Here is a 13,033-nt window from a genome sequence, read left to right as displayed (position 1 = left end):
CGTCCGCATCGCATCGGCGACCACCACCCACTATTCGAGAAAGGCACCCGATGAGCACGCTCCTCCTCGCCGTGCAGGACACGTACGGCACCGTACTCGCGCAAGTCGGTAATCCGACGCCCGAGGCGCCGCCCGGCTCGGAGAAGATCCTGCAGTTGGTGCGGTATCTCACGTGGTTCGTCCTGCTGTCGGGGATCTGCGGCATCGTCTACGCGGGCGGCAAGTTCGCCTGGGAGAAGTGGACCGGCGGTGGTCTGGAGTCGCCGAAGATGGTGGCGGGCGCGATGATCGGCGGCGTGGTCGCCACCAGCGCGGGCACCATCATGAACGCGGTCATCGGGACCTGATGCCGACCATGGGTACCGTACACATGCTCGCGGCCGGGACGCTGGCCTACAAGCAGATGCCCGCCGACGTGCTCGCACCGCTGATGCAGCTGCTGAACTGGCTGCTGTGGTTCGTCCTGTTGGTGTGCCTGGCCTGGATGATCGTCTCCGCGGGGAAACTGTGGCTGGTCTTTCGCAGCGACCTGGCCATGAACGATGCCTCGCACGGCGTTCTGATGAGCCTGCTTGGTGCTGTGGTGGCGAGCACGGCGTCGGGGATCGCCCTGGCGTTCCTGCCCGCGTGAGCCGCCGGAGCGGGACGGGGACGACGCGGGAATGACTTCGACAGTTTTGCGGCCGGCGGACTCCGCGGCGTGGCGGCGTGACATCCGCCGCCCCGCGGCCGGAGTCGTCGGCGCCGCGCTGCTGTTCGCGGCGGTCGGCTGCGGCGGCGACGCGGACTCGGTGGGGCCGGATCTCTCGGCCGCTCCCACCGATGTGCGATGGCAGCCGTTCCAAGGGGTGCCGCTGCCGCACACCGGCCAAGGGCCGAGGTCGACGGCCGACGGCGCGGCGACCGGTTTCGAGCACTCGCCGCGCGGCGCGGCCATCGCCGCGCTGACCCATTCGGTGCGCTTGGCGGTGGCCGCGGATACGCAGTGGGCGAAAGTCGCCGCGGCGGAGGTGGTTCCGGGTCCGGCCAAGGACGAGTGGGCGATCAACCGGGTGCAGCTCTCGATCACCGGCCCGGCCGGCGCGGAGTTCGCCCCTCGTCTGCTCGGCTACAAGATCACCGGCTACACCGAGTCGCGCTCCACCGTCGACGTGTACACCGAGTACTCCGACAGATCGAAGGCGGTGCATCACACCGCCGTGGAGTGGTTCGGCGAGGACTGGAGGTTACGGCTGCCGGACCCGGATTCGACCGACCGGCCGATCGACTCGATCGACGCATTACCTACCGACATCGTGAAAGTGGAGGCACCGACGTGAGCGACAGGGAGTCGTACACGCGCGACCGTGTCTCCTTCGGGATCGTCGCCTCCGCCGCCGTGCTCGCGCTCATCGTGGTGGTCGGCATCTTCGTCTTCGTCAGCCGCGACGACGAGCCGGTCGACGGCACGCCCGCCGTCACCGAAGGCTCCGGCGGCACCGGCTTCGCGAGCCCCGAGCTGGACATCCTCGGCAGGCGCGTGGACATCCCGAACAACCCTGCGGGACAACCCCTTCCGCAGGACCCGTCCCGGCAGCGCAAGCCCTCCGATCCGGACTGGCTGACCGCCGCGCCGGAGGGCACCGCCGAACCGCACGGCTGGCAGCGGGTGTACGGCGCGTCCGTCCCGTTCTCCACCTCCGACGGGCCGACGCGGATCGAGGACGACTTGGCCGTCGGATACTCGCACACCCCGCAGGGTGCGGTGCTGGCCGCGGCGCAGATCACCTACCGGCTCAACGCCCGTCCCGCCGACCGCGACCTGTATGTGCGCCAGGTCCGGGTCTCCGCCCAGCAGATCGCCGCCTACGACAAGGCGCTGGCCGACGACCGGCTGCCGCGGCAGCAGCCGGAAAAGGTGACCCGCTACTTCGTCGCCTCGGACGCGTTCAAAGTCGACGACTACGCCGACGATCTGGCCATCGTCCGGCTGGCCACCAGGGGGCCGGTGATCGACGGAAAACAGTTGTGGGCCGCGACGCGCCTGGCCATGGTGTGGGACGCGGGCGACTGGCGCCTGAAGCCGACGACCACGAACAACGCCCAGACCGAGTACATCGAGTCGTTGCAGGGGTGGACGAGATGGTGAGCCGGAGGAGGTCTTCCGATCGCATGCCGCCCGCTGTGCTGGGCGCGGGTGCGGTACTGGCCGTTGCGGTCGCCTCGGTCGTCACCGTGTTCGCCGTCCGGGACCACGACGCGGCACCCGATCAGGTGGCGCAGACGACGACGGCGGCGACCGATCTCGCCGGGGGCCCGGCTTCGGGACCCTCGTTCGCCGGATCGGGAAAGGACTCGTTCGGCCATCGGTTCGACATCCCGAAAGATCCTGCCGGACAAGCCCTTACCCAGTCGGGCGCGCCGCGGACGCCGACCGATCCGGAGTGGCTGACCGGCGCGCCGGGCGGCACGAACCAGCCGGGCGGATGGCAACAGGTGTACGGCGGCCCGGTCGTTCCGTTCTCCACGACCGACGGGCCGGCGCGCATCGACAACGGCGTTCCCTTCGGATTCGCCAAGACCCCGCAGGGCGCCGCCTTGGCCGCCGAGCAGATCTACTGGCGGACCGTGGCCCGGCCCACCGACCACACGCTGTGGCAGCAGGTGGTGATCCTCACGCCCGAGGAACTCGCCGACCGGGAGCGCAAGATCGCCGAGGGCAAAGTGCCCGACGTCCTGCCCGAGAGCGTCAAACCGCTGCTGTACGCGTCCGACGCGTTCCGAATCGAAAGCTATGGTGACGATTTCGCTGTTGTTCGTGTCGCCCGCAAGACCCGTGAGTTCCTGCACGGCGGGCGAAGTTGGGTGGCCATGAGACTCAACGTGGTATGGCGTGACGGTGGCTGGAGACTGAAGTCGTCCGCGGGCGACGCACAGCCGCTCGAAACGATCGGCTCGATCGATGGGTGGACACAATGGTGAGGCGGCTAGTCACAATCCTCGCGGTCATCTTCACGGTGATGATCGCGACTCCGACCGTGGCCTACGGCCAGACGTACGGCTTCGACGACACGTGTAACGAGATCCACGACAGCCTCGACGGCCTCGGACTGCCCGGCTTCACCCTCGGTGACGCCGCGTCGGCCGCGTGCAAGGCGGGTAACGCCGCCTCGCATCCCGGCCAGGCGGCGACGGCGGTGAAGGACAAGGCCTGGGATTCGACCTTCGGCAAGGTGGTCGATTCGCTGATGAACGGTCTCGGCGAGGCCATCATCCTGGCGCTGACCTTCTGGATGAAGGTGCCCAACGAGGCGGCCAGCGATTCCGGGTCGCTGTTCACCAAGATCAACGACTACACCTATCAAGCGCAGATCCTGTTGTTGATCGCGTCGGTGATCCTGTCCGGGGCGCGACTGGCCGAAGCCAGACGCGGGGCCGCGATGAACGAGGCGGCCGAATCGTTCCGGATGTTCACCCGCGTCGTGTTCAGCTCCTGGATGCTCGGCGCGGTGATCGTCGCGGGCACGCAGGCGTCGGACCGCTTCGCGGAGTGGATCATCGACGACTCGACCAACGGCAATGCCAAGGACCTGGCCGAGCTGATGGTGAAAACCAGTAAGCTGCAGGCTTTCTCGCCCGGCCTGGTGCTGATCATCGCGATCGTCGGCCTGCTCGGCGCGCTCGCGCAGATCGTGCTCGCCATCGTCCGGCAAGGATTGCTGGTGATCGCGGCCGGTGTGCTGCCGCTGGCGGCCGCGGCCTCCGGCATGAACATCGGCAAGCAGTCCTATCAGAAGCTCATCGGCTGGATCATCGCCTTCATGTTGTGGAAGCCGGTGGCGGCGATCGTCTACATGATCGCGTTCACCACGGCGGGCCACGTCGACTCGCTCACCCCGACCAGCGGTTTGCCCGACGGTGAACAGGCCCAGCGCATGCTGGTCGCGATCGTGCTGCTGTGCAGCGTGGCGTTCGTGCTGCCCGCGCTGATGCGACTGGCCACTCCGGCCGTCGCGATCGTCGGCAGCGGCGGTTCGGGTTTCACCGCGGCGGGCGGCACCTTGGTCGGTGTGGCTGCGCTCGGCGCCATGGGCACCAAGGCCGTCGGCGTCAGGGACGCGGCGGCGCCGGGCCGGGCCGGCTATGTGAGCGGCAGCGGCACCGGCCCGCGTCCGGGCGGCGCGGGCGGACCGCGTGGTGGCGGCGGCGCGCCACGGCCGACGCCGCCGCGTGGTGGCGGCGGTCCGCAGGGCGGCGCGGCCCCGCGCGCCTCCGGACCTGCGGGCGCGGCCGGGGTAGCGTCCGGAGCGGCCAGGACGGCAGGCCGGATCGGCGCGGCGCGCGCCGCGAGCGGCGGGCTCAGCCGGGCCGACCAAGCCATGGGTGACGTCGCGGGCGATCGCTGGACGAACCGTTCACCCGACCTCGGGAGGAGCACCATTCCGCGATGACAATCAGCGACACCTACGAGCGGCGCTCGTACGGACTCTGGCAGAAGCCGCGCAGCGCGGGCCTTTTCGGCTTGCGCTGGGAGGAAACCGTGCTCGGCTTCGCGGTCGTGATCACGGCGCTGATCACCGCGATGGTCGGCGGCTTCCAGTGGGGTGTGATCGTCGGCGGCGCGGGTGTCGTCGTGATGGTCCCGCTGGTGTGGCGGACCGGAGGTCGTTCGGGCTACGAGACGGGATTGATGATGTTCAACTGGATGCGCTCGCGCAGTCGTGGCGAGCACGTGTACCGCGGTGGCCGCTTCTCCCGGATCCCGGGCGGCGTCACCCGCTTGCCGGGCCTGCTCGCACCCTCCAAGTTGTACGAGGGCATCGATGCGGGCGGCTACAGCTTCGGCATGATCCACCTGCCCCAGTTCGCCCAGTACACCGTGGTGCTGCGCGCGTGGCCGCAGGGTCACGAGGCGGTGGATCAGCCCGTGATCGACCGGTGGGTGTCGGCGTGGGGAACCTTCCTCGCCTCGGTCGGCCAGACCAGCGACATCGTCGCCGTGGTTCCGGTGATCGACACCGTGCCGGAGACCGGAAACCGTTTGCTCACCGAGGTTTCCACGATCACCAGGCCGGAGGCGCCGGAGCTGGCCCAGCAGGTGATGTACGAGCTGGCCACCGAGTTGCCGCAGGAGCGGGTGCAATTGCTGCCGCGGGTGGCGATCACGTTCAAGGCCACCACCGCCGAGCGGCGCAAGAACCCGGCCGAAGAGGCCGTGGAGATCGGCCGTCGCCTGCCCGGCATCTGCGCCGCGCTGGCGGAAGCCGGTGTGCGCGCCCAGCCGATGTCGGCGGACGAGGTGATCTCGTTCATCCGCCGCAGTTACGATCCCGCCTCCCAGGCCGACCTCGAGGTGGCCGCGGGCGAACCGGAGGGGCACGGCCTGGACTGGGCGGACGCGGGCCCGGTGTCCCACGACGAGAAGTGGGATCACCTGGTGCACGACGGTGGCCGGTCGGTCACCTGGGAGATGGACGCCGCGCCCGAGGGCGCGGTCGACGAGCGGGTGCTGCAGCGGCTGCTCGCACCGAATCCCGAAGTGCCGCGCAAACGTATCGCGATCGTGTACCGTCCGCATTCAGCCGCCGACGCCGCCGAGATCGTCGACGACGATTTCAAGAACGCGTTGGTGGCCCAACAGAGCGAACGCGGAGTCGTGTCCGCGGCGGCGACGCTGCGGGTCGGCGCGACTCAGCAGGCCCGCGAAGAGCAGGCCAGGGGTCACGGTGTGACCCGCTTCGGGGCGCTGGTGACCATCACCGAGCCCTTGCGCGGTGACCTGCCGCGTATCGAAGCCATCACGCGCGACCTGTCGACCCAGGCGCGCCTGAAGATTCGGCGGTGCTACCGCTACCAGGCGGCGGCCTTCGCGGCCTCGCTCGGTTGCGGGGTGATCCTGCCGGAACACGCGACAATTCCGAAGGCACTGGCGGGGTGAGCGATTCATGGCACGGGACTACGAGCCACCCGTACGAGAACGGGACGAGGACGCACGCCGCAGGCGACTCGAGCAATCCGGACGGGACGAGTGGGGACAGCGGCCGGAGCGGCGGCGCCCCGCACGGGACTCGGCGCGGGTGAACGGCGAGGACCGGTTCGGCGTCGACACGGCCGACCGGCGCGCGGGCGAACGGCGCGCGCGACCGGGCGCGGGCCGCAGCGACGGCGCGCGCGCCGAACGCGGCCACGCCGAACGTTCTCGCGCCGAGCGGACCTCGCGCACGTCCCGTGACGCGGCCGCCGAGCGCGGCGCCGCGCGTCCGGATCGCAACGGCGCGAGGAACGGCCGCATGGCACGGCCTGCGAAGGTCGACTACACCGCCGACCGCGCCATGGGCAGCCCGTACACGGACAAGGCGGCCCGCCGCGCGAAGGCGAAAGCCGATCGGCGCAAGCAGTCCGGGCCGCCGCTGCTCGACGACGCCACCCGTGCCAAGCTGGAGATGATCGCCCGCGAGGGCAACGGCCTGCGGGCGGCGTGGGCGCAGTTCCGGGTCCGCACCGACGACATCCGCCGCCGCAATTACGCGGCCCGCGCGGAGCAGACGATCGAGGACGGATTCGACCGCAGCACGGCGCAACTCACCGACCGCGGCTACGCGGGCCCTGGCGGCGGCCGGATGAACGTGGTCGGCCGCCCGGTCGAGTACCGCGCCACCACGGCCCAGGTCGCCGGTCTGTGGCCGTGGTCGGTCGGCGCGGGCGCGCCGCTGATCGGCACGCCGCTCGGGTCGCATCTGCACACCGGCGCTCCGGTTTGCTTCGACCCGATGAACTGGTTCATGCGCGGCAGTTTCATCACCGCGCCCAGCCTGTTCGTGCTCGGCCTCAACGGTTTCGGCAAATCCTCGCTGGTCCGCCGGATCGTGCTCGGCGGCATCGCGCAGGGGATCACGCCGTTGATCCTCGCCGACGTCAAGCCGGACTACCGGAAGATGGTCGAGCTCGTCGGCGGCCAGGTGATCGATCTGGGTTACGGGCACGGCAAGCTCAACCCGCTCGCCGCCGGCGTGCTCGGCGCGGTCGTCCCGCGGCTGGAGGAGTTCCCCGCGCTGCAACTGCAGGTGTTGCAGGACCTGCGGGCCAGGCAGGTGACGTTGATCGCCGGCCTCGTCGAGCTTGTTCGCGGCGACCGGGTCCGCGACTACGAGGAGACGCTGATCTCCACCGCGCTGCGCATCCTGTACCGGCCGGGCAGCGGGTACACGCCGGACCAGCCGCCGATCATGGAGAACCTGCTCGAGGTGATCGTCGGCGGCGGCGAGGAATTGATGCTGGACGCGGGCGCCGACGACGTCGCGGAGTATCAGGAGGCGATCAAGGGTCTGCGCCGCTCGCTGCGCGCGCTCACCCAGGGACCGTTCGGCGCGGTCTTCAACGGGCAGACCACCGTGCCGATCGACACCAGCGCGGTCGCGGTGTGCATGGACGTCTCGCACATCCCGACCGGCGACAAGAAGCTCAAGGCCGCGGTCATGCTCGCCTGCTGGGCCGACGGGTTCGCCTCGGTGGAGGCCGCGCACGTGCTCGCCGACGCGAAACTCGGTCCGCAGCGCTATTTCCAGGTGGTGATGGACGAGCTGTGGCAGGTGCTCGGCCTCGGTGACTTCATGGTCGACCGCGTCGACGAGCTCACCCGATTGCAGCGCGGCATCGCCACCGCGCTGATCATGATCAGCCACACCATCAAGGACCTGCAGGCGCTCGGATCGGAAGCCGCCATCGCGAAGGCGCTCGGTTTCCTCGAGCGGGCGCGCGCCAAGATCTTCGGCGCGCTCCCGGCCGAGGAGATCAAACGGCTCGACAGCACGGTTCCGTTCACATCGGCCGAGGAGGAGATGGTGACCGGATGGTCCGCGCCGCAAGCGCTGACCGGTGAGGCGCTCAAACCGGGACAGCAGCGGCCGTCCCCGCCGGGTACCGGCAAGTTCCTGCTGAAGATCGGCGAGGATCGCCGTCCGGGCATCCCGTTCCACATGGAATTCACGCTGTCGGAGAAGGAAAGCGGGATCCACGACACCAACCAGCGGTTCAGCGAGTTCACCGAATCGATCTCGCGGGGGACGGATTCACCGGGGAGCGCAGCATGATGCCCCACCGGTCCTACCGACGCGTGTCGCCGGAGGTGCGCCAAGCGGCGGTCGAGCAGGTCATCGCGCTGACCGGCAAACTGCGCAGCGAGTCGGAGGCCTGCCGGGTGGTCGCCGAACAGATCGGTGTGCACACGAACTCGGTGCGCAATTGGGTGCGCGCGGCCGAAGGCCCCAGCCTGGAGCGGATGGACGCGACCGCGCTGCGGCGCAAAGTCGCGCTGCTGCAACAGCAACTGGCGGCCGCCGCCGAGATGAACCGCACGCTGGCCGACACGCTCAACGAGACTCGGCGCCGCACGTGAGCCCCGCACGCGCGCGGCAGGATGCCGGAGTGCGGCGGTGAGCGGCAAAACGGCGTTGTGGACGGCGCTCGGCGCGGTGCTCGGCCTGATGACCATCGTGCTGGTCATCGTCATGCCCGCCGTGGACGACGCCTGCGAGGGCGGCTCCGTGCTCGGCTCGCAGTCGGCGCTTGCGCCCCTGGGCGGTTACCCGCCGGGCGATCGGCGCGCCGCCGCGACCACCGGTCCCGGCGCGAGCCGGACCAATCCGGCCGCGACCGCCACGCCATCGCTCGCCGCGGGAGCGGGCCCGCTGCGCCGCACGCTGCCGATGGCCACCGGAACCTTCACCGTGTCGGACACCTTCGGCTCGCGGGGTGGCGCGCACAAGGGCGTCGACCTGGCCGCGCCGGACGGCACGCCCATCTTCTCGGTCTCCGACGGCCGTGTCGTGGCCGCCGGTCCGGCGTCCGGATTCGGCAACTGGATCGTGGTCGACTCGGTGGACACCAACGGCAGGTCGTACTCGGCGGTGTACGGCCACATGTGGGACTCCGGCGTCCTGGTCCGGGCGGGCGACACGGTGACCGCTGGGCAGCACATCGGCGCGGTCGGGTCGGCGGGTGAGTCCAGCGGCCCGCACCTGCATTTCGAGATCGTCCCCGGCGGCCGGTTCACCGGCGGACGGCAGATCGACCCGCTGCCATGGCTGGACGGTGCGCCGACCCCGGATGTCGGCGGTGCGCGCGCCTTTTCCAGCGATCCCCGCTGCAGCCTCGGCTTCGGCACCGCCGGTGGCGCGCTCGCCCCGGGCAAGGTGCCGCAGGAGCTGGAGATCTGGTATCGCCGCGCTGGTTCCCTCTGCCCGCAGATCACGCCCTCGCTGCTGGCCGCGCAGGGCAGGCAGGAGTCCGGTTTCCGCCGCGGCGCGACGTCGCCGGCCGGTGCGCAGGGCTTGGCCCAGTTCCTGCCCACCACCGCCGTGAGCATCAACCCCGACGACGGTCAGCCCTATGTGATCGACGCCGACGGCAACGGCGTCGCCAGCGTGTGGGACGACGGGGACGCGATCATCGGTCAAGGGCGCTACATGTGCGCGATCGCGCACCAGATCCAGCGGTGGCAGGCCGAGGGCAGGGTGCAGGGCGATGTCGTCGCGCTGACGCTGGCGGCGTACAACGCGGGCGAGGGTGCGGTGCTGGCCTCCGGCGGTATGCCGAACCAGCTCGCCGCTCACTACGCCGAGACGCAGCCGTACGTGCGCAACATCCTGACGATGGAAGCGCAGTACCGGGCGCCGGGTTCACTCGGCCGGTTCACCCCCGGGCAGGGTTCGCCCGGCGACCAGATCGTCCAAGCGGCGCACGAGTGGCTCGGCACGCCCTACGTCTGGGGCGGCGGCGGGCCGCAAGGACCGAGCGGCGGGGGACTGGACGGGCCGGGTCTGACCGCGGCGGCCGTGTTCGCGGCGTCTTCCGGCACGGTGACGTTGCCGCGCACGGCCGAACAGCAGTGGGAGGCGGGCGCGGAAGTGCCGATCAGCAAGGCGCAGCCGGGGGATCTGGTGTTCAGCTCCTTCGGTCCGCGCGGACCCGCACAGGTCGGCGTCTACGCGGGCAACGGGCGGATGATCCAGTCGGTGCCCGGCGCGGACGTCCGCTCTGGCGGTGGCGTTTCGGAAGTCGCGGTGCCGGGAGACGGACGGGCGAGGAGGGTGCTGTGAGCGTTGACGGGCGCGAACACACGGTGGCGGTACTGCCGCGACGCCCCGGTGTGCGGCTAGCCTGGATGGATAGAGCGAATGCACGCGCGAAACTGGTGGTGATGCTGGTGGTGAGCGTCGCGGTGCTGGGCGCGGCCTGTGGCCGGACCGACCGCGCGGACTCGGGATCCGATGCGGCGCACTCCGCTACGTCCACACCCCGGTTGCTGGAGGGCGTGCCCGCACCCGACCCGGTCACGCCGGACGGTGTCGCGGTGGCGGCATTGCGGGAGATCTACAGCTGGCAGCCCGCCACCGATGCCCAGGGCGAGTCCCTGGGCCGGGCGCGGAAGTTTCTCGGCCCCAGCCTGATTCGTATGCTTGATGCCACGCCCACCGCTGCCGAGACGCCGAAGTCGACGCTGCAATGGGCGGATTGGGCGAGGGAAGGGGCGCACGTGGAGGCGTTCACGTTCGCGTCCGGGGAGAAGGCGCCGGCCCTGAGCGATCCGAACATCCAGCAGTTCAAGATCGGGATCGAGCAGACCGTCGTCTATCCGAACGGACGCAAGGAGCCGCTGCCGCCCGCGACGGTGATCGCCACCGTTGTGCGCACACCCGACGGCTGGCGGCTCGACGCATTCCGCTGACCACCCGCTTTCCGTACCGGACGGCCTACCCAGGAGGGACACATGGCGAAGAAGAAAAAGGTGACGGATCCGGCCATCCCCGGACCCGACGTCAGCCTGCTACTGACCTACGCCGGCTTCGCGATCTTCGGAACCCTCTGGCTGGCACTGCATCTGGGCAACATGCTGGAGGGCAGCCCGCAGAAGGTCCCCTTCAACCCGATCGCCATCCTGGCGGATCTGGCCCGGGGCAGGCTGCGCTGGCCCGCCGCGGCCACGGCGATCGTGCTGCTGGTGATCCTGAGCGTCGTCGCGTATCTGGTGATCCGCAAGGAATTGGAGAAGCGCAGGTCCAAGGGCAGGCTGCCGGTCGACGACAAGGCCGACGTGATGGGCAACGGCGGCGCGATCTCGATGCTCACCGAGGCGGGCGTCCGGGAGAAGGCCCAGCAGCTCGGGGTGAAGCTCGGCTACAACGACGCTCCGGGCGTGCCGATCGGCGTCGGTGTGGCCGACGGGGTGATGCTCTACGGCTCGTACGAGGATCTGCACCTGGACATCTGGGGTCCGCGCCAGGGCAAGTCGACGTCGCGGGTGATCCCGGCGATCCTCACCGCGATCGGTCCGGTGCTGGCGACCTCGAACAAGCGCGACGTGGTGGACGCGACCCGGGATGTGCGCGAGGGGAAGGGAAGTCCCACTTTCGTCTTCGATCCGCAGGGCGTCGCCGGTGAGGAGCCGACCTGGTTCTGGGATCCGCTGTCCTGGGTGGACGCCAAGCGCGAGGGCTGTGAGATGCGCGCGGCGCGGCTGGCGGGGCACTTCGCCGACGGTGACGACGGCCGCGACACCAAGACCGACGCGTTCTTCGATCCCGAGGCCGAGGACCTGCTGGCCGGGTTGTTCCTCGCCGCCGCCGTCGGCGACCGCAACGGCAGCAGGCCGATCGTGCAGGTGTGGGAGTGGGTGACCAACCCGCAGGACACCGAACCGATCGAGCTGCTGCGCGCCGCCCGCCATCACTACACGGCCTCGGGCCTGTCCTCGCAGTACAACACCGATCCGCGCACGCGCAGCGGCATCTTCGGCACGGCGAAGAAGATGATCCGGTGCCTGAAACTGTCGAACGTGCATCCGTGGATCTCCCGGGGCGGCGACCGCCAGGAATTCGACGAGCTGGAGTTCCTGGAGAAGAACGGAACGCTCTACAGTTTGTCGCTCGAGGGCCGCGGTTCGGCCGCGCCGCTGGTGAGCGCGCTCACCGAGGCGGTGGTGGACGTGGCGATGCGCAAGGCGTCGCAGTCGGCCGGTGGCCGCCTGGCGATCCCGCTGCTGGCGGTGCTGGACGAGGCGGCCAACGTGGTGCGCTGGAAGGATCTGCCCAAGCAGTACAGCCACTTCGGCTCGCGGGGCATCGTCGTGATGACCGTGCTGCAGTCCTGGGCGCAGGGCGTCCGTTGCTGGGGCGAGAGCGGCATGAACGCGTTGTGGTCGGCGGCGAACATCAAAGTGCTCGGCAGCGGCGTGGACGACACGAAGTTCCTGCAGGAACGTTCGGACGTGCTCGGCGAGTACGACGCGATCTCGCAGTCGGTCTCCGAATCCAAGGGCGGCAAGAGCTACTCGCGCTCGCTGAGCTCGTCCAAGACCTTCTCGGTCAACGGACTGGCGACGCTGCCGCGCGGACGGGCCATCCTGTTCCCCTCCGGTGCGCCACCGGTGCTCATCCGCACCGTGCCGTGGTGGGAGGGTGAGTACGCTGCGGACGTGAAACAGTCCATCTCGCACCATGATCCGCAGCACAAGACGCGAATCGCGGACGTCATCGGTTCGCCGTCGCTGAGCAAGTCGACGCCACCGCCGGAGTACGGCCAAGTCGAGGAGGTCCGGCCGCTGTGAACGAACAGCAGCAGAACATGCACTACGCGAACGTGGTGGATTTCGTCGAGAACTATCTCAGCGTGATCTACCGTCGGCAGGTCACCGATCTCAGTGACACCGTGTGGTGCCCGGAGTGGTGGCAACACGCGGAGGCCATCGCCCGGCTGGACGCGCTGTGGCGCGCCTGGGAGCACTACCGCCAGGACGGAGCGACCGGACTGAGCGTCTGGTTCCTGGATCACGCCGATCCGCATATGGCGAAGTTGTTCGATCCCAAGGGGCCGTTCAAGTACTGCAGTGTGCGCAACGGACACAAGGACATGCTCAGTCCGCTGCCGACGAAAGCGCCGCAGAACGGCATGTTCAGCGACCCCACGATAGGTAACTTTCCTGCGTGACGACGAGGCGTCAGGGCACTTCCCGTCGAAAGGGTTCGCCGACAGCCGAGTGCCCGCTGGATGATCCAGC

13 protein-coding genes are annotated in these 13,033 nt (G+C 69.7%); all 13 read left to right on the top strand.

Going from position 1 to position 13,033, the window contains the following annotated elements; translation table 11 throughout:
* Nucleotides 1-50: 50 nt before the first annotated feature.
* The 13 genes from ACH49X_RS03175 (at nt 51) to ACH49X_RS03115 (ending at nt 12,963) form a co-directional block, all read left to right on the top strand.
* Nucleotides 51-347, top strand: coding sequence for a hypothetical protein (locus tag ACH49X_RS03175; protein WP_039799032.1), 297 nt, complete (start codon nt 51-53; stop codon nt 345-347).
* Nucleotides 348-355: 8 nt separating this feature from the next.
* The gene (locus ACH49X_RS03170) at nt 356-631 is read left to right on the top strand and encodes a hypothetical protein (RefSeq protein WP_228826988.1); all 276 of its coding nucleotides are present in this window, start codon (nt 356-358) and stop codon (nt 629-631) included.
* A gap of 31 nt (nt 632-662) precedes the next feature.
* On the top strand, nt 663-1,319 hold the full coding sequence (locus tag ACH49X_RS03165; protein WP_323124420.1) for a hypothetical protein: 657 nt from the start codon (nt 663-665) through the stop codon (nt 1,317-1,319).
* A complete protein-coding gene (locus tag ACH49X_RS03160; protein WP_357206725.1) occupies nt 1,316-2,128 on the top strand; it encodes a hypothetical protein in 813 nt (270 codons plus the stop codon). The genes ACH49X_RS03165 and ACH49X_RS03160 overlap by 4 nt, the downstream gene beginning before the upstream one ends.
* Before the next feature lie 23 nt (nt 2,129-2,151).
* The gene (locus ACH49X_RS03155) at nt 2,152-2,961 is read left to right on the top strand and encodes a hypothetical protein (RefSeq protein ID WP_195082297.1); all 810 of its coding nucleotides are present in this window, start codon (nt 2,152-2,154) and stop codon (nt 2,959-2,961) included.
* Nucleotides 2,955-4,430: a hypothetical protein gene (locus ACH49X_RS03150; protein ID WP_195082298.1), complete on the top strand. Its 1,476-nt coding sequence runs from the start codon at nt 2,955-2,957 to the stop codon at nt 4,428-4,430. Before ACH49X_RS03155 ends, ACH49X_RS03150 begins: the two co-directional genes overlap by 7 nt.
* Complete coding sequence (locus ACH49X_RS03145) at nt 4,427-5,917, top strand: SCO6880 family protein (RefSeq protein WP_195082299.1); 1,491 nt, start codon at nt 4,427-4,429, stop codon at nt 5,915-5,917. Before ACH49X_RS03150 ends, ACH49X_RS03145 begins: the two co-directional genes overlap by 4 nt.
* A gap of 7 nt (nt 5,918-5,924) precedes the next feature.
* Nucleotides 5,925-8,069 (top strand): hypothetical protein, encoded by a 2,145-nt coding sequence (locus ACH49X_RS03140; RefSeq protein WP_357206723.1) that lies wholly within the window; start codon nt 5,925-5,927, stop codon nt 8,067-8,069.
* A complete protein-coding gene (locus ACH49X_RS03135) occupies nt 8,066-8,374 on the top strand; it encodes a transposase (protein ID WP_067802237.1) in 309 nt (102 codons plus the stop codon). Before ACH49X_RS03140 ends, ACH49X_RS03135 begins: the two co-directional genes overlap by 4 nt.
* 37 nt (nt 8,375-8,411) lie before the next feature.
* Entirely contained in the window at nt 8,412-10,076 is a 1,665-nt protein-coding gene (locus ACH49X_RS03130; protein ID WP_357110286.1) for a peptidoglycan DD-metalloendopeptidase family protein, read from the top strand.
* A gap of 65 nt (nt 10,077-10,141) precedes the next feature.
* Complete coding sequence (locus ACH49X_RS03125) at nt 10,142-10,705, top strand: hypothetical protein (protein ID WP_357206722.1); 564 nt, start codon at nt 10,142-10,144, stop codon at nt 10,703-10,705.
* Nucleotides 10,706-10,747: 42 nt separating this feature from the next.
* Complete coding sequence (locus ACH49X_RS03120) at nt 10,748-12,583, top strand: type IV secretory system conjugative DNA transfer family protein (RefSeq protein WP_195082303.1); 1,836 nt, start codon at nt 10,748-10,750, stop codon at nt 12,581-12,583.
* Nucleotides 12,580-12,963 (top strand): DUF4913 domain-containing protein, encoded by a 384-nt coding sequence (locus tag ACH49X_RS03115; RefSeq protein WP_323124419.1) that lies wholly within the window; start codon nt 12,580-12,582, stop codon nt 12,961-12,963. Before ACH49X_RS03120 ends, ACH49X_RS03115 begins: the two co-directional genes overlap by 4 nt.
* Nucleotides 12,964-13,033: the final 70 nt, after the last annotated feature.

Origin of the sequence: Nocardia sp. NPDC019323 (assembly GCF_044389845.1) — a bacterium.
Classification (GTDB): Bacteria; Actinomycetota; Actinomycetes; order Mycobacteriales; family Mycobacteriaceae; genus Nocardia; species Nocardia implantans.
Note: the sequence above shows the minus strand (reverse complement) of the source record. Positions and strands in the feature narration are given on the sequence as shown.

Bases quoted from the DNA above. Each gene is read 5' to 3' on its own strand.
- ACH49X_RS03175 (WP_039799032.1), top strand. From the start codon at position 51: ATGAGCACGCTCCTCCTCGCCGTGCAGGACACGTACGGCACCGTACTC.
- ACH49X_RS03170 (WP_228826988.1), top strand. From the start codon at position 356: ATGGGTACCGTACACATGCTCGCGGCCGGGACGCTGGCCTACAAGCAG.
- ACH49X_RS03165 (WP_323124420.1), top strand. From the start codon at position 663: ATGACTTCGACAGTTTTGCGGCCGGCGGACTCCGCGGCGTGGCGGCGT.
- ACH49X_RS03155 (WP_195082297.1), top strand. From the start codon at position 2,152: ATGCCGCCCGCTGTGCTGGGCGCGGGTGCGGTACTGGCCGTTGCGGTC.
- ACH49X_RS03150 (WP_195082298.1), top strand. From the start codon at position 2,955: ATGGTGAGGCGGCTAGTCACAATCCTCGCGGTCATCTTCACGGTGATG.
- ACH49X_RS03145 (WP_195082299.1), top strand. From the start codon at position 4,427: ATGACAATCAGCGACACCTACGAGCGGCGCTCGTACGGACTCTGGCAG.
- ACH49X_RS03140 (WP_357206723.1), top strand. From the start codon at position 5,925: ATGGCACGGGACTACGAGCCACCCGTACGAGAACGGGACGAGGACGCA.
- ACH49X_RS03135 (WP_067802237.1), top strand. From the start codon at position 8,066: ATGATGCCCCACCGGTCCTACCGACGCGTGTCGCCGGAGGTGCGCCAA.
- ACH49X_RS03125 (WP_357206722.1), top strand. From the start codon at position 10,142: ATGGATAGAGCGAATGCACGCGCGAAACTGGTGGTGATGCTGGTGGTG.
- ACH49X_RS03120 (WP_195082303.1), top strand. From the start codon at position 10,748: ATGGCGAAGAAGAAAAAGGTGACGGATCCGGCCATCCCCGGACCCGAC.